The organism is Pantoea sp. A4 (assembly GCF_000295955.2).
GTDB lineage: Bacteria > Pseudomonadota > Gammaproteobacteria > Enterobacterales > Enterobacteriaceae > Pantoea > Pantoea multigeneris.
This window is the reverse complement of the sequence record NZ_ALXE01000022.1, coordinates 39,265-58,143: the sequence shown is the minus strand read 5'-3', so window position 1 is coordinate 58,143 and position 18,879 is coordinate 39,265. Positions and strand designations below refer to the sequence as shown.

Genomic DNA, 18,879 nt, shown 5'->3' with positions numbered 1-18,879 from the left:
ACTCCAGTGATCAAACTGTGACAGGGTGCACCACCCCCAATGACAGCGTCATACCATCCCGCGCGGGCAGTACGTTGTCAGGTAGGGAGTTATCCTGTAGCCAGTTGTCCATTTCGTGACTAAGGTGGGTCAGCCAGGCAAACCGTGGCTGGAGCCGCTCAATGATCGCCAGTGCCCGCGTCATATCGTTATGATTGCCTGCCGCTTCGCGTGGCGGGTCATTACAGTCAATCACCAGGTGTTCAATGCGCTGCCCGCGCAGGAAGTCAGCGGTGTCAGGCGGCAATCCACAGGTATCACACAGCCACGCGAGCCGCGCGCCTTGCCAGTTAAACAGGTAGCCGTGCGTGAGCTTCGAGTGTTGCAGCGGCAGCGGCGTCACCTGCAATTCACCAAAGGCGTGCGGCACGAAAGGGGTTAATGAGGGGCGGAAATCCAGCAGGCCCGGATGCTTATACAGATCATCACAGCCCTTCTCATCCGGCGGCCCCCACACCGGGATGGGGTGCCCCACTCCCCAGCGCAGGGCGAACAGCCCCTGCACATGGTCCATGTGGTAGTGGGTCAGCAGAATGCGTGACAGGCTGCCTGGCGGAAAACGCTGTGCCAACTGCGGCAGTCCGGCATCGAGCAAGATACGCTCCTTCCCGGTCTCAATCAGCGCACTACAGGGTGCGCGGTGCCAGCGACGATCGCTCAGCGCCCGTAAACAGGCCAGACAGTCGCAGCCGGGCACCGGTGCCCCCGTCACACCGCCAGTACCGAGAAAAGTCAGTTGCATCCCGAACCCTCCAGAAGCTGGCGCAGTTGAAGCACGGTGTCACTCAGTGCGCCATCGTTGTTCAGTTGATAGCAGCCCGGCGGCAGCGGCTGTGCGGCACGCGCCAGCCGTCGGGCAATCTCTTCCGCCGTTTCCCGGCCACGCTGTTGCAGGCGCGCCGCCAAAACCGGTGCTGATACCGTCAGACAAACCGGCACCAGCTGTTCGCCGTAGCGCGCCTGCGCCTCGGGCAAGTGCAATCGGGAACCGTTAACCAGCACGTCCAGCCCGCGCTGGAGCCACAAATCCACTTCCACACCAATGCCATACTGATGACCGTGCGCCTCCCAGCGCAGTGCAAACAGATTGCTGGCAGCGCGCAGGCTAAATTCAGCGGGCGTCAGGGCGATGTGATTTTCCCCGCCCGCATCGGCAGCACGGGTAATGTAACGATGGGCGATCAAGAGTCTGGCTGGGGGCACTTCCCGCAAGGCGTTGAGCAGTGAATCTTTGCCCGCGCCAGACGGCCCGGTAAGCCAGATCAGGCGCGCCATCAGTACACCTGCCTGCCCTGATTCCACACATGGCGAATGTGTGGATGACCATGATCGGTATGGACCAGCACCAGGTCCGCACGTAATCCTTCGGCAATCACCCCGCGATCGTTTAACCCCAGCGCCCGAGCCGGGTTACGCGTGACCAGAGCAACCGCGTCTGCCAGGCTCAGCCCATTGTGTTCATCTGCCGCCAGACGGAATGCCGCATCCAGCAGGCTGGCGGGATAGTAATCCGATGAAAGGATATCCAGCAGTCCTTCAGCGGCCAGTTGCCATGCCGCGACGTTGCCGGAGTGCGATCCTCCGCGCACGATGTTCGGCGCGCCCATCAGAATCTGCATGCCGCAGGCGCGCGAAGCACGTGCCGCCTCCAGCGTGGTAGGAAACTCCGCAATTTGGCTGCCTACCTGATGGGATTCGGCCACATGCGCCGCGGTGGCGTCATCGTGGCTGGCAATGGCAATGCCTTTTTGTCGACACAAACCCGCAATCGCCTGGCGATTGGGCTGCGACCATTCGGCGGCAAACGCCAGTTGCTCTCGCTCGAACGCATCCATCTGCTCATCGTTCAAATGATATTTGCCCTGGTAGTAATCGCGGTATTTCTCCAGCGAGGCATACTGCCGCTGGCCTGGTGAGTGATCCATCAGGGAGACCAGTGCCAGTTCCGGCGTACTCATCAAGCCTTCAAACAGCGGTAAGGTGCTGAAGTGCGGCAGTTCACAACGTAAATGCAGCAGGTGGTCCGCCCGGTTCAGCCCTTTGCGGTTACTGTCACGGATGGCATCGATCATCTTATCGAGGTTTTCCCGGCGGTGGCCGCCATCGCGCACATCACCGACGCCAATCGCATCCAGCACTGTGGTAATACCGCTGGCGACCATCAGCGCATCATGGCTGCTCATCGCCGAGTGGGCTGGCCAGTCAACTTTAGGGCGTGGGGTAAAGAATTTATCCAGGTTGTCGGTGTGCAGTTCAACCAGGCCGGGCAACAGGTATGCGCCTGCGCCATCCAGGGCGGCCGGGGAGCGGCTGGTGCTCTCGCTAAAACTGGCAATGCGCCCATCCCGCATTTCGAGTGATCCATTGACCACTTCATCCGCCAGCACCAAAGCCACATTATTGATAATCATACTGCTACTCCTGCATTCACCGGCAGCATGACGTGCAGGCGATCCGCCACCCGTTCACGCACGCCTTCATCATGAAAAATACCAACAATGGCGGTGCCGCGAGCACGCGCCTGTTCAATCAGTTCGACGACCGCTGCACTATTGGCGCTGTCGAGTGAAGCCGTGGGTTCATCCAACAGCAAAACCGGATAGTCGGCGATAAACCCGCGCGCAATATTGACGCGCTGCTGCTCACCACCGGAAAAGGTCGACGGTGCCAGCGCCCACAAACGTTCTGGCACATTCAGTCGCGTCAGCAGCTCTTTGGCTCGCTTCTCACAAAAGGCGCGCTCGACGCCTCTTTCCAGCAGCGGCTGCATCACAATGTCCAGCGTGGTGACGCGAGGGATCACGCGGAGAAACTGGCTGACCCAGCCAACTGTATGGCGACGGATCGCGATGATCTGCCGCGCCGGAGCCTGCGCCATATCGACCCACTCCCCCTGATGCTGCAACCAGATATGGCCACTGTTGGCCTGATAGTTACCGTACAGCGCGCGCAGCAGGGTCGATTTACCACTGCCGGAACGACCATGCAGCACCACACATTCACCGGCAGCCACTTCCAGCGAGGCATTCTGTAATACTGGCAGCATCACACCGTTCTGGTTATGTAACACAAAGGTCTTGCACAGCTTTTCTACCCGCAGTTGTGTTTTCATAAAAAGCCCCGTTAATTAAGCACTGAAGAGACCAGCAGTTGGGTATAAGGGTGATGGGGATCGTCCAGCACGCGGTCGGTCAGTCCATTTTCCACAACGCGTCCTTGCTTCATTACCAGTAGCCGATGGGCGAGTAACCGCGCCACGCCGAGATCGTGCGTCACAATCACCACCGCGAGGTTAAGTTCCCGCACCAGGGTACGCAGCAAATCGAGTAAACGCGCCTGCACCGAAACATCCAGTCCGCCGGTCGGCTCATCCATAAACACCAGTTTGGGCTGAGTCACCAGATTGCGGGCGATTTGCAGGCGCTGCTGCATCCCGCCAGAAAATGTCGTGGGCAGATCGTCAATACGGTTGGCGGCAATTTCCACTTCCTGCAACCAGTGCGCGGCGGTCGCCCGAATCTCGCCATAGTGGCGCTGACCAATGGCCATCAGCCGTTCGCCAATATTGCCGCCCGCTGTCACCTGCGGGCGCAGGCCATCCAGCGCATGTTGATGCACCACGCCCCATTCGGTACGCAGCAAACGACGGCGTGCGCTTTCATCCTGCTGATAGAGATCGTTACCCTGGTAGTGAATCGTGCCTTGCTGCGGTATGAGACGTGCCGAGAGGCTTTTGAGCAGCGTGGTTTTGCCGGAACCCGACTCCCCAACAATGCCTAACACCTCGCCGGGATAGAGATCGAAACTGACCTGTTCAAAGCCTTTGCCCGGTGCGTATAAGTGGGTCAGGTTATTGACGGCGAGCAGCGGTTGTTCATTGTGCATTTTTCTGTTCCTGCTGCTGATGGCAAAAATCGGTATCGGAGCACACAAACATGCGCGTGCCCTGGTCATCCATTACCACTTCATCCAGATAACTGTGGCGCGAGCCGCACAGTGCGCAAGGTTCTTCCCACTGTTGCAGGGTGAAGGGATGGTCGTCGAAATCGAGACTTTCCACTTTGGTATAAGGCGGCAACGCGTAAATGCGTTTTTCTCGCCCGGCACCAAACAGTTGCAGTGCGGGCATCATGTGCATTTTGGGATTATCAAATTTCGGGATCGGCGAAGGGTCCATCACATAGCGATCGTTCACTTTGACCGGATACGCGTAGGTGGTGGCGATGTGACCATAACGGGCAATATCTTCATAGAGTTTCACCTGCATTACGCCGTACTCCTCCAGCGCGTGCATCGTGCGCGTCTCGGTTTCACGCGGTTCTATAAAGCGCAACGGCTCTGGGATCGGCACCTGAAACACCAGCACCTGATCCTCTTCGAGCGGGGTCTCCGGGATGCGGTGACGCGTCTGGATCAGCGTAGCATCCCGCGTGCGCTCAGTGGTCGCCGCGCCGCTGACGCGCTGGAAGAAGCGGCGAATTGACACCGCATTGGTGGTGTCATCTGCGCCCTGGTCAATCACCTTTAGCACGTCTCCATCGCCAATAATACTGGCGGTGATCTGAATCCCCCCGGTTCCCCAGCCATAGGGCATCGGCATTTCTCGTCCGGCAAACGGCACCTGATAGCCCGGGATCGCCACCGCTTTCATAATCGCCCGGCGAATACTGCGCTTGGTCTGCTCATCCAGATAGCCATTGTTGTAGCCCTGTAACTCAGCCATGTTGGCGTTCCTCATACTCCTGACGCAGCTTTTTCAGCAACTCCAGTTCGGCCTGGAAATCGACGTAGTGCGGTAATTTAAGGTGAGAGACGAAGCCTGCGGCCTCGACGTTATCGGCATGAGACAGCACAAACTCTTCATCCTGCGCCGGGCTGGTGATGCGCTCAGCGTATTCGCGGGTCTGTAAAGCGCGATCGACCAACGCCATCGCCATGGCTTTGCGCTCTGCGCGCCCAAACACCAGGCCATAACCCCGCGTAAACTTAGGCGGCTGGCTCTCCTGATGAGTGATGCCATTCACCATTTCGCATTCCGTCAGCAGGATCTCACCGATCTCAAAGGCAAAACCTAGCTCTTCCGGGCAGATTGACACGCTGAGATACCCCGTGCGGATCTCACCAGCAAACGGGTGGGTGCGGCCATAGCCGCGCTGGGTTGAGTAGCCCAACGCCAGCAGAAAGCCTTCATCGCCCCGTACTAACTGTTGCAGCCGGGCTGAACGTTCGGCAGGAAAATCCAGCGGCTCCCGCGTAATATCACGCGGTTCGCTGCCATCATCCTGTTCGGCAACCGCCAGCTCCTCTTTGCTCATCATGGTGAACACGTGAGGGCAAGATTGTGCCAGCGCGTCTCTGTCCTGGGGGGATACCGGGGCTTCGCCGTTGGCAAGCAGCGTGAAATCCAGCAGGCGGTGGCTGTAATCGTAAGTGGGTCCCAGCACTTGCCCACCGGGCAGATCTTTATAGATGGCCGAGATACGTCGCTCAATGCGCATCTCACCGGTTGGAAGCGGCAAACTGTCTGCCAGACGTGGCAGCGTCGTGCGGTAGGCGCGCAGCAGGAAAATCGCCTCGACCAGATCGCCGCTGGCTTGTTTGATCGCCAGCGCGGCCAGTTGTGGGTCGAAAATGCCACCTTCGGTCATCACGCGATCGACCGCCAGCCCTAATTGCTGTTCGATTTGATCACAACCCAGTTCATCAACCTGGCGCTCACCGCGCCGTAAATCTGCCTGCAACTGGTGGGCGTTGGCAATCGCCTTTTCGCCCCCCTTGACCGCAACATACATCAGCACACCTCCACGTCAGTGGTGCGTGGCAGGGCCATCATCGCTTCACCACAGGTGAAGATCAGGTCAACCCCCTGCGGGAACGGATGGGGGCGGTTGCGCAGGTACTCAATCACGCTTTCGGGTAACTGTGGGGCTATAGCTCTGACTTCGCGCAGGCCGGGACCACTCAGGCGCAGGGTCAGCCCGCCATTCAGTGAGGGCACTTCCACGATAAGCGTAGTGCTTTTTTCCGGAGAGAGGTTGTCCCCCGCTGCAAAGCGCGTTGGGATGGGCGCGGCCTGATGATGGCTGAGCGCGAACAGGGCATCGGTGCTGTCGGTGATCGGCGCACCGGTATGAAAACGGACGTTATCGCGCAGCTGATCGTTGTCTACCGCCGGGTCGATCCATAACGAGCTTTCCTGATCCACCAACGTTAACAGCACCGCCGTGGCGGCCGGGGACAATGCGCCCCATCCCTGCTGGAGCGGCAAAGAGACCATCACCCCGGGTTCGCTCATCGCTTTGAGAATACGACGAAAAGCACGTTGGGCATCAGCCACCGGATGGTTAAAACTTGCCAGTAATGTCATTAATTATCTCCACGAACCAGGGTAAAGAAATCCACTTTGCTGCTAGCTACTTCGCGAGCGCGTAGCTGACGCTGCTCCGCCTGAAGTGCCGCCAGCGGCGTAACAATTTTTTCCATCAGCAGCCCACGGGTTTCCGCCTGCTGTAGCAGCGCATCCAGCAGCGCACAGCGCTCTGCATGGGCTTTATCACGGCCTAAAATGTAGCTGTAGCCCAGGGTGCCGTCGGCCAGCACCACGACGGCACGCGTCAACGTGGCATCGCCCATAATAAAACGCTGACCGGTGGCACCGGCGCGCGCCTGAAGGCGAGTCAGGCCAATTTCAGCCGGGCGTACCAGGGTGAAATCAGGTTTCAGTTCCAGCGTTTGCCAATGGGCATCCAACTGCTCTGCCGTACTGTGTGACAGTACAGAGAGCCAATGCTGGCGGGCGGTGTGCTGTTCCATTAATGCTCCAGGGTCAGTTCAATCATGTCACCGCGCGTCAGGCTGATGGAGTACTCCACCGGCAAGCCGTGCGCGTTTTTATTCAGGGTGCGCACACAAAGCAGTGGCGCATGCAGGGCAATTTCTAGCTGCTGGCACTCTTTAGCCTGTGCACGGCGGGTACTGATACGGGTCTGGCTACGCTGGAGTGGCAGATCCAACTGCTGCCGCAGGAAGTCGTGCAGCGAGCCATGCTGAAAACGCTGGAGTGTTTCCCAGTGGTCGAGATTGCCGAGGTAGTGATTGATCACGCTGACCGGAATGCCATTGACCCGGCGCAGCGTACGCAAATGGATGATCTCACTGCCCTCAGATACCCCTAACGCGCTGGCAATATCGCTACTGGCGGGGCGCAACACAGCCAACAGACGCTCACTGGTTGGGCAACTGCCCTGCTCCAGCAGGTTCTGGCTGAAACGCGCCTGAGCGTGCAGTGGGTAATCAAACGGCCGCATCAGCACCAAAATCCCGACGCCGTGACGGCGCTGGAGCAGACCTTTTTTCACCAGCTCATCAACAGCACGGCGCAGCGTGTGTCGGTTAACTTCATAGTGATCGGCCAGTTGTTGCTCAGAAGGCAAATAGTCACCGCTGCGATAACGATCGTGCAGCGTTTGTTCTAGTTGCGCCGCAACGGCCTGGTACACAGTGGTCGGATGTCTGGATATCTCCATCACTGACAAATCTCCATCGGTTTTCGGGTGGAGTAATGCAGCACGGGATGCTGCGTAATGGCGGTTAGCTTGCAGCAGTGAAATGACAGAACCGTGACTGACCAGTGACGGCTTGGTGAATCTACCTGAGCGGGGCGTTTGCCCGGAGAAGCGAATAAAATGCGATCGCAACCGCGAGGGTTTCGAGAGGGATCGCAAAGTGGAAGAGAGATAAGTGAAGTTAACCCATTCTCGTGGTAAAAAAAACACAGACGATAAAAGCACAATAAATTTTAAATTAGGAAAACAGTTAATTAAAAACCCTGAAATCCGCTAATAAACGCAGTTCTTAATTAAGCGAACAGCTAACACAATCTCACAGGAAAAACAGATGTGGTCCAGGAATCAGAACACAACGCAACACTATTTGATTGAAGGTAACATTCGTATTAATGATGCGCGTGTAGATAATGCTATTGCTTCTCTCAGTGAAAATACCGAGCATAGCAAGGTTATCATTCGCTTTTATCATAATGCTGGCGGTGCAATTGAAACTACGCTCCGTCTGACAGAAGCGATTAAACGCTGTCATCCACATCGACAGGTCATACTGGTTTTCAAAGGCTACGTAGCCAGTGCTGCCGCCTTTATCATGGCGACGTTCGCCTTCAGGGCCACCCCTGCACCGAATGTCATCGTGATGAATGAGGGGCCGGTTTGCGTAGTGTTTCATAAGCCGCGCGTCGTAGCAGGAAAACACCTCTACTTTTCAAATTCTCTCTACACCTGCCAGCTATACAATGACACGTTAGAGTTTTTAAAATTAATTACACCACGTTTTGACGAACTGTTTTGTCGAATGATGAATTATTGTGAACGTAAGAAAATCCCGCTTGCCCCGCATATGGCGTCCGTTTACGCTATGAACGGTGATGTAACGTTAATATTAAAGTCAGGTAAATTATGAAGAATATTGACAACCGAAGTCCGATCAGCCCTAAACGCTATCGCAGGAAAATGAGAAAGTTAATTGCCGAAGGCTGCTCACCCGCCCCAGAGCCGTTAAGTCCGGAGATATTACGTCTGCTGGACATTATTTATCAGGAGGCTCAGGAACAGATCAGAACCACGGGAAAATGTGACTTCCTGATTTGTTGAAGCAAACAACGACGCGCGTAGGGGGAATTCCGTGATAATCCCCCAGGCGTGGTTTTGCGCCGTACTTGAGGGTACGACGCAAAACGTATTCTCAGTGGCTCTTCTTCTGCGCCGCCAACTCTGCCAGACGCAAAATGACTTTGACGCTCTGCTCCATCACATCCAGTGAAGCGAACTCGTGTTTGCCATGGTAGTTATAGCCGCCGGTGAAGATATTCGGGCACGGCAATCCTTTCCAGGACAGCAGTGAGCCATCGGTGCCGCCACGAATCGGCTTCACTTTCGGCTCAATGCCGCAATCACGCATTGCCTGAAGCGCAAGCTCAATAATGTGAGGATAGGGTTCCACTTTCTCACGCATGTTGAAATAGCTGTCGCTGAGCTTCAGCACCACCGAACATCCCGCCGGTAGGCCGGTATTCAGTTGGTCAGTGATTTGCTGGAATTTGGCTTTGCGCGCCGCAAAGCTGTCACGGTCAAAATCACGGATGATGTAAAAGAGTTCGGCGTGCTCAACGCTGCCGCTCAGGCTGTTGAGGTGATAGAAACCTTCATAACCGTCAGTAAACTGCGGCTTTTCTTGCGCAGGGACTGCCGCATGAAAACGCGTCGCAAGATCCAGCGCATTGACCATCACCCCTTTCGCGGTGCCAGGGTGCACGTTGTTACCGGTGATATGCACTTTAGCGGAAGCGGCGTTGAAGTTTTCATATTCAAATTCACCGAGGTCGCTGCCGTCCATGGTGTAGGCCCAGTCGGCGGCAAACGCTTCGACGTCAAAGTTCGCTGCGCCGCGTCCGATCTCTTCATCCGGGGTGAATGCAACGCGAATAGCACCGTGTGGAATCTCACTCTGCGCCAGCGTGGCCAGCGCGGTCATGATTTCCGCTATCCCGGCTTTATCATCCGCACCGAGCAGCGTGGTGCCATCAGTGGTGATCAAACGGTGTCCATGCAGTCGGTTCAGCACCGGGAACACCGCGGGCGACAGAATTTCACCGCTGGTGCCGAGTGCAATGTCGCCCCCCTGGTAATTCTCAATGATTTGCGGTTTCACATTAACCGCAGTGAAATCCGGCGAGGTATCCATATGCGAGATAAAGCCAATCACCGGCGTTGGCCAGTCAACGTTAGCCGGTAACGTGCCCATCACCACACAGTGCTCACTCAGCGTGACATCCACACAGCCAATCTCCTCCAGTTCTTTCTGCAACTGGCGCGCCAGCACCCACTGATTCTCGCTGCTGGGTGCCTGCTTTGAGTGCGGATCAGACTGCGTTTCTACCGCAACATAACTAAGAAATCGATCGAGTAACTGTTTCATGCAGGTTCCTTGTTCCGCGCCGATCAACAGGCCGTTGATCGTAAGTTTTCAGAGCATCCGTTTGAAAATACACCTTTTATCACGCCGGTTTAACTGCAAAAAAACGATTAAGGGCAAATAACCCGTCTGTGAATGTGTCAGGGATACGTTTTAAGCAGAAAAGATCACAGAACTTCTGCAAATGTGATGAAACACAACTCCCGTCGGCACCGGAGTGCCCGCTTTCAATGTTTCACTTTTCCCCTCTTTACCAGGAGATGCAATGCCAATTCTCGCGAATCCAGGCCAGACTGCCAGGTTTTCTCTCCCAACCTGGTCTGACTCCACTAGGACATCACACAAAAATAACACCCTGGCTCACCGCCCCCCTGCCAAAGGGTCACAGGGCATCAGGCGCAACACTCCGCTCGCGAAACCGCGTCTTGATTTCGCCGCAACACATCTGCGTAGCCATAACGCCAACGTTACCCGTCCGGGGGACATTCTTAACCGTTTACAGCAAGAACAGCACGACAGAATGCAACTTGCTGCACAGTTACCGGTTCCCGCGGCCATGATTAACCAGCGGGTTGAACAAGCCATTGGGCGGCATTTCCCCCCCCTACCTGCGGATGTTGCCCCACTTGCTGTTGGCATACATTTACCTGCGCATAATGGCACAGCATCACGCGACATGCTGCTGACAGAGCTGGTGGCAAGACGCCTGCTAGGGGAAGAGTTTCCTGGTGTTTACGCGCGGGATTGTGTTTTTTACCAGCGCAAAGCGGACAATGCGGGGGAGATCCTGCACGACTTTACTTCTCCCGCGTCCCGAGCACAGCTCGCTGCGCTGTATGAACAGACTTCAGCGATGCAATTTGTCGAGCATTATGCTGCTGAGCTCAGGTCACGGTTGAGCAAACGCCCGGGTCAGGCCGGCTGGAAACTGGCAGAAAGCTTATTAACGACATTGCAAAGCGAAGTCAGGCTGCGGGAAAAAATCGATCTATCTTACCTGCGTTACAGCAAGATCGTTAACCGTTTACCCGCACTAAAACCCCATACGGATCAACCCTGTTGGCCGGGTGTTTATCACCTTGTGACGCATCAGGAACAGGCCGAACAGAGTGCCGTTTTAACCGGATACCTCGCACTGACGGAGCGCCCCTCGTTGTCACATCCAGGTCGCCTGATGCTGTGGCATCCCGGTGAAGCAACGCAGTTTTTCAATCATTCTCGCCAACTCTCGCGCTATTTGGATCAGCACGATCTTGCCCCCTGGGGATTCAGATTGCAGGCCATTGAGCAACATCCGGCGTTGGTGCTCGTCGAAGATTTAATCCTGTTGCACGTCGAGCAGTTGCGTAACACGCTCTCGCGACTTATTCATCCCGACCAGGCGCCATTGACACTAAAAAAGAAAATCGCACAACTCAATGCAGCCGCAAGGCCTGCCTATATCTGGCTCGATCTGAGCCGCCTGACCACCGCATTGACAGAAATTTCTGCTGAGTATTCACTTCGCCGCTGGTTCAATGCGCCAGATGGCGGAGAACGGCGCAAAAACTGGCTAAAAACATTACAGCAGCTGCATGCAATCCCCTCTCGCCATGCACTGCCACGTGTGCAAGGCCGCGTCAGCGCGGAAGGGATCAGGCTGTTTGCCAAAAAACGGGTTGAGGAAGCCGCCTTGCGACTCTTCAATACGTCACTGGATGCCGACCAGGCAGAGTTACGCATTAATACGGTGGTGGCCAGCACCAGTGTATTAGGCCATTCGGGCCGTCCTATCGTCCAGACCCAGGAGATGTCACTCACTGAGTGGTCGCTGCAGAATATTGGCTGGCTTGATCGAGGGCACTCACGCAAAGTCTGGGATTGCGGCAGACTCACACCGCTTCAGGTGATTGCATTGATTCGTGCAGCAGATGTAGCGAAACATTATAAGCAACACATTACACGCGAGTTGCAACCCGAGGTGGTACCGTTAGTCGCCGCAGGCTTTCGCTCCATGGCGTATACCGATTATATTCGCCAAAGTATGCTGCCCGCCGCCAACCGGACCATGGACGAACGCGCGCTGGATAAAATCATCACCGCCATTGACTTCCCTGATCCCGCAACACGCCCCCGGAATAACCAAAAGGAAGTAGAAATCTGGCAGCTAAAGGTCGGGAATACACCGATCTCTGAAACCCTGATTTTCTGCCATCCTGGGTTTGTAGAACCCGTGATTTATATTCCGCGATCTCCGGATGGCATTGTCTGTCGCACCGCGGGTGGGAAAAACAGAAGCCTGACTCGATTATTGCATACCGTCATGGCAGTAAAAGGTATGCGGGATCATTTGAGTAAACGCATGGCCGTCGGCACTGACGATCGCGCGGCAATAGAAAAGCACCACTTTAGGCCCCAACAGTTCGAGGTACAAAAAGTATCCGGTGATTTCTATCAGCACCTGTGGGATACCCGTATCGCAACCATTCAGGCTGAAATTCCTGCATTTGCCCGCTCCACCTCTGAGGCTGACCGGACTTCATCTATCCAACTAGCGAAACAAATCTCTATGTTAATAGCCTCACTGGTGACACCTTTGCTCCCGACACCGGCCATTATTTCTCTGACGCTGGCTCGGGTTGCCTTGCATACCCACTTCGCCATCGAGGACTTCAGGCGTGGTCGCACGGAGGAAGGCATATTTTCATTGGTAGATGCACTGACCGCTGTGGCTGATGGCGCTCCTGGCGTATTAAAAAACCGCCTGTCACCGCGTAAAATGTCACGCGCACCCAATCCCTCGTTAGTGCCATTAACATTAGGAGGCTCTGCCCCCGCAGGGCTGGTCGCCACGGCGGCGAGCGAAGGACCCGTGTGGCAAAACCAACAGGGACAACAATATCTCAACATCACCGGCTTATGGTTCAAAAGCAAAGTCAGCTTCAATGGCCGGATGATTTATCATCCGCGTAATCGGGGCGATATGTATCCGGTTTATTATGTCGGGCATGAGTGGGTAGTCAGTGAAGATGGAAAAATCGACCCCAGACTGCTGTTTATTAAGGATAGCCACGCACTGGATGAAGAAGAATTCTCCGCCTTTATCGCCTTCCTCAACCAACGCTATCCGACCGCTGCGGGGCGCGATAGATTTCTGCAAAGTCGACAGGGTAACTACGGTGATGTAGAAATACTCAGCATGGTCGCTGAAAGCCAGAAAAACCTGTTGCAACAGCGAATCCAGCAATTACAACAGCATTTTTCCTCCGCAATACCCAGCGCTGTACCCGCCGTTAGCTCCTCACCGTTTACCGCTATTCACCGGGTGAAAAACACCGGTTTGCTGTTAAGTAAATTTCACCAGCAAAATGACATCTCTAGACTAAAAGTACAGTATCCCGATACGCAGCCAGCCTCACTGGCAAAACTGATAGCCGAAGTGAAAAATCACTACGCGATATCCACCCCGGCAAAAATGCGCCAGATACAACGCGCACAAAAGCAACGTAACGACTTGCTGGATCAACACTATCAGCAACAGTCGCAGGCATGGCAAGCCAGCGCTGAGCGGCAGCCCTTTGGTCCTCTGTTTTTTCATCCACCCAGCGAACATCAGATGATTGATATGGCGTTACAGCGGAGCCAGGGCATCGTTTTCGGCCAGCGACAGACGGAAAATAGCGCGCTGGCCTTGCTCATCCACGCGATGCCGCAGTTGAAGTCACAAGGGGTAAAGCATCTCTTCATGGCATCACTGATCCCCGAAGTCTGGGGGGCTGAATTGCAGCAATTTAATCAGCAAGGCCGGTTAGACCAAAAATTGCTGGATTACCTGATGATCCATCGTCGCTATCGGCTGAGTGATCGCCTCAAAGAGAGCCGGAATGATGAGCAACAGGTCATGCTGAGTGCTTACCAGCAGGGAATAACGCTACATGGGTTAGGGCTACTGGCGATAGCTTCCGACCACAGCAGCGCAGCACGCTGTAATCGGTTTAATTTTATTGCCGCACAGCAGATTAACCAGGTCATCGCACCGGGAGAAAAGTTCGTGGCGCTGGTGGATCTTGAGCACATAGATTCGTGGCATACCGACGCAGCTGAGTTTAGCGTCACTGGGCTGGCACCCACTACCCGGGCAACCAGTGTTGCTGTTATCGCCGCGCGTTCAGGAAACCAGAGCAGATTGATTGTCGATTACCAACGCAACACGGTAATCCCTGAACTGGATGCCCCTTCATTAAACCAGTGTAATTTCCTGCTGGTAAAAGCCGAGCCTGGCCTGGCTTCTCCTCGTGTAACCTCCGGAGCATAAATGTCGACTGTCCTCCCCCTGACTCATCTGACACCGCCCGTGATAGTATCCCCTGTTAAACCGGCCACACCTGAAACAGCCACTACGCCCCCTTGTGCCACTGTTCAGGCCGTAAACCCGCATTTCGATGCCCTGCTACTGCAGCTAAAACAGGCGCAAAATTTTCGTCAATCCCTTATCAACCGGCTACCCCTGCCGGGAACGGCTCACGCTAATCTTTCATCGTCCCCCGTCCCGATTGATTTTCTCACCCTGGGGAAGCGGGACTTTATTTCGCATTTTGCCGAACAGACTCGGGCCTTTTTTCATCCCCAGCAAGCTGCCAGCACCGCGCTGGTTCAAAGCCTTCTGGATGTGATGGCAGTAGAAATGCGTATGCTGGTGAAGCTGGGAAAACTGAATTCATCATGGTTAGCACGGCTTAATCATCTCTGTACCCGCACATCTCAGGCTTTTCAGATTTTCCCCGAACACGGCACTGCCCGCCCTGCCCAACCCCTGCCAGGGAAAATCGCCCTCACTCAGGAGCAGGGGGGAAAACTGCTGCTCTGGCAGCCCGGCTTGCCACTGGGCTATTACGCCTCATCCACTGAGTTACAGCAGGCTTTGAGCGAACAAGGCGAAGTGATGTGGGGAATGACGCTGCAACCTTGCTCATCACCGCCTGCCCACCAGCTGGTGACAGATTTCGCCGAACAGCACATCGCACAATTGCAGTACACCATCAGTGCAGCCATGCAACCGGTTAATGCGAATCTGACCCTGAGCGAACACATCACCCGGCTTGATGAAGCCGCTAAGCCTACCGTTGCCCGGCTTGATCTGGGGGAGATCATCGCCCATTACACTCAGCAGCGCGACGAACTGGCTTTGTACAACTGGTTTAATCGCGCCGCAGAGGCACCTCGGCGTAAAGCCTGGCTGCAAAGTCTTAAGCAACTCCGCGGCATACCTGCGCGCGCAACGCTCGCGTCGCTGCCTGCTCGCGTTAGCGCCACCACGATTGAGGCATTTGCCAGCCACCGATTAGAACGGCTTGCAGCGCAACAACATAACGTCACGTTATCCGCCCACAATGCTACATTAAGCATTACCACTGTCACCGCCGGCACCAGCGTTTTAGGCAGCATCAGCAAAGCCATCAGCCAGACAGAGACGCTGACACTGACTGAATGGTCGCTGCAAAACATCGGCTGGCTGGAGAAAGGCCACAGTCGCAGAGCCTGGAACGCTGGCGGCTTAAGTCCTGACCAGCTCATCGACCTGATCAGGCGTGCTGATGTCGCCAAATATTTTAGTCAGTCACTGTTCCGTCAGTGGCAGCCAGAAACCCTGGCGTTGATTGCAGCGGGCTTAAAGACGATGGCGTTGACCTGCTATATCAACCAGGGCCTCGCTGATCCACCCCGCGCCTTACAGCATGATGCGCTGGAAAAGGTGCTCACCGTGCTTGAACATCCCGATCCTGCTACGCGGCCAAAACTACAGGGCCAGCCGGTGGATGTGTGGCAGTTTAAACTGGGTCGAACGCCGGTGGCAGAAGTGCTGCTGTTTGCCCAGCCCGATCTGCGTGATCCGGTGATGTTTATTCCGAATGCGCCAGATGGAAAAATGTTTCGTGGTGCCCGCGGTGGTGAGAAAACCGTGCAGACGCTGCTGCAAGAGTTACTTGCCGTTCCTGGGATGCGGCAGCATCTGGCGGAGCGCATGCCACAGGGAAATCACGATCGACAAAGAATGCTGGGCCATACGCATGACCGGCGCGGTTTTGATCCCGAGATTATTCGTACGGATTTGTATCAACACCTCTGGAGCACCCGGCTCGCCATCGCCCAGGCGGAAGTCGCTGCTTTTGCACGAACCACCGCCTTAGCCGATCGACTGTCCAGTGCGCAACTGGGGCAAAATATTGTCTCTTCCCTGCTGTCGTTGATTACGCCTTTACTGCCTTCTGCTGCGGTGCTCAGCCTGACCATCAGCCGGGTCGCCGCGCACAGCGCAATTGCAGGAGAGGCGTTTCAACATAGCCGAACGGAGGAAGGGGTTTTCGCGTTGGTCGATGCGCTATCTGCAGTGGCAGACGGCGTAACGGGCGGCAGTAAAAACGCCGCTTTGCGTGTACCCCGTACACCACTGCCTGATCCCAGCTTAACGCACCTTGCCGTTAGCCAACGAAAACCTCAAGGGCTGGTGTTGGCTCGAGGTCGGGAACCGGCCATCTGGCAGGATAGCCAGGGCCAGCAATACCTTGAGAGTGAGGGGCGTTGGTTTAAAACGGCCACTGAAGCCGGTCAGCGCATAATTTATTCTCCGCGCAATCGCGGTGATCAAAAAAGCGTAATACTGCAAACGCGGCGCTGGATTGTACTGCCGCAAGGGCTGCCAGGCGGCGCACCAGAGAACGACCATCGCCTGGTGTTTATCAAAGCCAGTTTTGGGCTTGATGACGAAGAGTTTCGCGTCATGATGCAAAAAATTCGGGTTCATCATCCTGCTGATGCGGACATCTTGCGTTTTCTCTCCAGCAAACAGGGGCATTTAGCCGATGCCGAAATCATGGATTTCGTCCTGCGTAGCCAGCAGCAGGTGACAAAAAAGCGATTACGTCAACTCAAAAACCAGCTGTCAAAGTTGCCGCAGGATTTTACCCCGATTGCGGATGTGCCAGCCGACCTACAGCCGTTATACATCGGTGGCCCAGAGGCCGAGTCCATTATGCGTAAACATGCCGAAGGGGCATGGACACACCGACTTTATAACCTGTACCGGGATAAGCCCGCTGGATTTATTCAGGCGATGGTCACGCAAATAAAAGATCACTTTGGCATCAATACACCAGAACAGACGTTAGCGATTAATCAGGCGATGCTTAGTCAGTCGGAAAAAACCAATGAAGATTATCGGCAGCACTCAGCCACATGGAAAGCCAGTTCTCAGCGGATGGGCTACTCTACCATTGCTAATACAGTGCTGACAGAACAGCAGGTTATCCGCACAGCCCTGCAACAAGGACGTGGATTAATTATCGGGGAGGCCCACCACCAGCGCGCCGCCCTGCAGTTTATTATCGACAATATGGCGTTGCTGCATGAATCAGGTGTCCGTCATCTGTTTCTCGAGGACTTACTGCCGGAAATCCACCATTGGGATATCAGGCAGTTCAATCAGCGCGGCGAATTCACCTCTCAGTTGCAGTTACATGTTGACGCTGCGACTCAGAGCACACAATTTAATCCCCCGATGACCGCTGAAGCGCGTCACTACAATACGGAAAACCTTCTGCGGCTGGCACGTCAACACCAGATCACTTTGCATGGTCTGGGTTCGTTAAGCGCCAGCATCTGGCGGCAAGGTGCCGAACGTACAGAAAGTTTTAATTACGTTGCCACCCGGCAAATTAATAACGTTGAGGGAATTACACAACGAGGGGAGAAGTTTATTGCGCTGGTGGGCTATTACCACGTGGATAATTACTGGGACAACATGGCAGACGGAACGCCCTTCCCGGTCACAGGCATCGCCCCCACTACCCAGGCGACCAGCGTTACGTTACTGGAAACCACACAGGGATCGCCACCACGGGTAGTGGTGGACTACCAGCAACAGACGCCGCTGGCAGAACTCACCGGGAGTAAACTGACGCAGAGCAACTTTGTCATCATCAAAGCCCCTGCCACGGTTTACGCCCCACACCACCCCGTAGCGTCAGGCACGAATCAAAATAGCTGACCAGCCTGATAACGCTGAAGCTTGCGCACAAAGTCAGGGACGACTTCGCTTGCCAGCCCGTAATGGCGCTCAGCAAACTCATTACCCACCTGACTCGGCTCAAGGTTGAGCTCGACGGTATGTGCCCCCTGTACTTTGGCTTCATGGACGAAGCCCGCTGCCGGATAGACATGGCCCGAAGTACCGATAGCGATAAAAATATCCGCCTCATTCAGCGCCTGATAAATCTCTTCCATGCCCAGTGGCATTTCGCCAAACCACACCACGTGCGGGCGCAACACCGACGGGAACTGGCAGCAGGTGCAGCGGTGTTCCGGCGTGACATCTTCGGTCCACTCCACCACCTGACCACTGGACACACAGCGCAGTTTCAGCAACTCACCGTGCATATGCAGCACGCGCTGGCTCCCGGCACGCTCATGCAGGTTGTCGATGTTCTGCGTCACCAGCAAGAGGTGATCGCCTAACACTTGCTCCAGTTCAGCTAACGCCAGATGTGCGGCATTCGGTTGAACCTCTGGCTGCTGCAACTGGCGGCGGCGTGCGTTATAAAACGCCTGCACCAGCGCCGGATCGCGCCGGAACCCTTCCGGCGTGGCGACATCCTCCACCCGGTGCTCTTCCCACAGGCCGTCATCGGCACGGAAAGTGCGGATGCCAGACTCGGCAGAGATTCCTGCGCCAGTTAACACCACCACAAAAGGCAATGGATGTTCTGCTAAATCTGCTTCACGGTCGCGTTCGAAAATACGCTGGCGAAAGCGCTGTTGTACCTTACGTCGGTTTTTCTTGTAGCGCGCAAGGCGCAGGCGACGTCGGGGTGTTCGCATATC

General features: G+C 55.4%; 16 protein-coding genes. 4 read left to right on the top strand and 12 right to left on the bottom strand.

Translation table 11 applies throughout. From position 1 onward, the window contains the following. Positions 1-10: 10 nt before the first annotated feature. Genes phnP through phnF form a run of 10 tightly spaced genes read right to left on the bottom strand, consistent with a single transcriptional unit; the run spans position 11 to position 7,565 of the window. On the bottom strand, positions 11-781 hold the full coding sequence (gene phnP, locus B880_RS0109220; protein ID WP_017347110.1) for a phosphonate metabolism protein PhnP: 771 nt from the start codon (positions 779-781) through the stop codon (positions 11-13). After that, entirely contained in the window at positions 772-1,314 is a 543-nt protein-coding gene (phnN, locus tag B880_RS0109215; RefSeq protein ID WP_017347109.1) for a ribose 1,5-bisphosphokinase, read from the bottom strand. Before phnN ends, phnP begins: the two co-directional genes overlap by 10 nt. After that, positions 1,314-2,450, bottom strand: a complete 1,137-nt coding sequence (phnM, locus tag B880_RS0109210) for an alpha-D-ribose 1-methylphosphonate 5-triphosphate diphosphatase (protein ID WP_017347108.1) — start codon at positions 2,448-2,450, stop codon at positions 1,314-1,316. The genes phnN and phnM overlap by 1 nt, the downstream gene beginning before the upstream one ends. Next, positions 2,447-3,151, bottom strand: a complete 705-nt coding sequence (gene phnL, locus B880_RS0109205) for a phosphonate C-P lyase system protein PhnL (protein ID WP_017347107.1) — start codon at positions 3,149-3,151, stop codon at positions 2,447-2,449. Before phnL ends, phnM begins: the two co-directional genes overlap by 4 nt. Before the next feature lie 11 nt (positions 3,152-3,162). Beyond that, on the bottom strand, positions 3,163-3,924 hold the full coding sequence (gene phnK / locus B880_RS0109200; RefSeq protein WP_017347106.1) for a phosphonate C-P lyase system protein PhnK: 762 nt from the start codon (positions 3,922-3,924) through the stop codon (positions 3,163-3,165). Beyond that, positions 3,914-4,762 carry an alpha-D-ribose 1-methylphosphonate 5-phosphate C-P-lyase PhnJ gene (locus B880_RS0109195; RefSeq protein WP_017347105.1) on the bottom strand — a complete coding sequence of 283 codons (849 nt, stop codon included), beginning with the start codon at positions 4,760-4,762 and terminating at the stop codon, positions 3,914-3,916. The genes phnK and B880_RS0109195 overlap by 11 nt, the downstream gene beginning before the upstream one ends. Next, a complete protein-coding gene (locus tag B880_RS0109190; RefSeq protein WP_017347104.1) occupies positions 4,755-5,831 on the bottom strand; it encodes a carbon-phosphorus lyase complex subunit PhnI in 1,077 nt (358 codons plus the stop codon). Before B880_RS0109190 ends, B880_RS0109195 begins: the two co-directional genes overlap by 8 nt. After that, positions 5,831-6,406 carry a phosphonate C-P lyase system protein PhnH gene (phnH, locus tag B880_RS0109185; RefSeq protein WP_017347103.1) on the bottom strand — a complete coding sequence of 192 codons (576 nt, stop codon included), beginning with the start codon at positions 6,404-6,406 and terminating at the stop codon, positions 5,831-5,833. The genes B880_RS0109190 and phnH overlap by 1 nt, the downstream gene beginning before the upstream one ends. Next, positions 6,406-6,852 carry a phosphonate C-P lyase system protein PhnG gene (gene phnG, locus B880_RS0109180; protein WP_017347102.1) on the bottom strand — a complete coding sequence of 149 codons (447 nt, stop codon included), beginning with the start codon at positions 6,850-6,852 and terminating at the stop codon, positions 6,406-6,408. Before phnG ends, phnH begins: the two co-directional genes overlap by 1 nt. After that, positions 6,852-7,565, bottom strand: coding sequence for a phosphonate metabolism transcriptional regulator PhnF (gene phnF / locus B880_RS0109175; protein ID WP_026042522.1), 714 nt, complete (start codon positions 7,563-7,565; stop codon positions 6,852-6,854). The genes phnG and phnF overlap by 1 nt, the downstream gene beginning before the upstream one ends. 370 nt (positions 7,566-7,935) lie before the next feature. Here phnF and B880_RS0109170 point away from each other — a divergent pair, with 370 nt between their 5' ends. Together B880_RS0109170 and B880_RS0109165 are read left to right on the top strand one after the other, a co-directional pair. Next, entirely contained in the window at positions 7,936-8,511 is a 576-nt protein-coding gene (locus tag B880_RS0109170; protein WP_017347100.1) for a hypothetical protein, read from the top strand. After that, on the top strand, positions 8,508-8,702 hold the full coding sequence (locus B880_RS0109165; protein ID WP_017347099.1) for a hypothetical protein: 195 nt from the start codon (positions 8,508-8,510) through the stop codon (positions 8,700-8,702). Before B880_RS0109170 ends, B880_RS0109165 begins: the two co-directional genes overlap by 4 nt. Positions 8,703-8,793: 91 nt before the next feature. Here the strand turns inward: B880_RS0109165 and pepT are convergent, their stop codons facing one another. Then, positions 8,794-10,026, bottom strand: coding sequence for a peptidase T (gene pepT, locus B880_RS0109160; RefSeq protein ID WP_017347098.1), 1,233 nt, complete (start codon positions 10,024-10,026; stop codon positions 8,794-8,796). A gap of 262 nt (positions 10,027-10,288) precedes the next feature. On the opposite strand from pepT, the gene B880_RS0109155 reads away from it, so the two are divergent. Continuing rightward, a complete protein-coding gene (locus B880_RS0109155) occupies positions 10,289-14,317 on the top strand; it encodes a membrane-targeted effector domain-containing toxin (RefSeq protein WP_157060536.1) in 4,029 nt (1,342 codons plus the stop codon). Further along, a complete protein-coding gene (locus tag B880_RS0109150) occupies positions 14,318-18,046 on the top strand; it encodes a membrane-targeted effector domain-containing toxin (RefSeq protein ID WP_157060535.1) in 3,729 nt (1,242 codons plus the stop codon). Here B880_RS0109150 and cobB read toward each other — a convergent pair. Next, positions 18,034-18,876 (bottom strand): Sir2 family NAD+-dependent deacetylase, encoded by an 843-nt coding sequence (gene cobB / locus B880_RS0109145; RefSeq protein ID WP_017347095.1) that lies wholly within the window; start codon positions 18,874-18,876, stop codon positions 18,034-18,036. The genes B880_RS0109150 and cobB overlap by 13 nt on opposite strands. Positions 18,877-18,879: the final 3 nt, after the last annotated feature.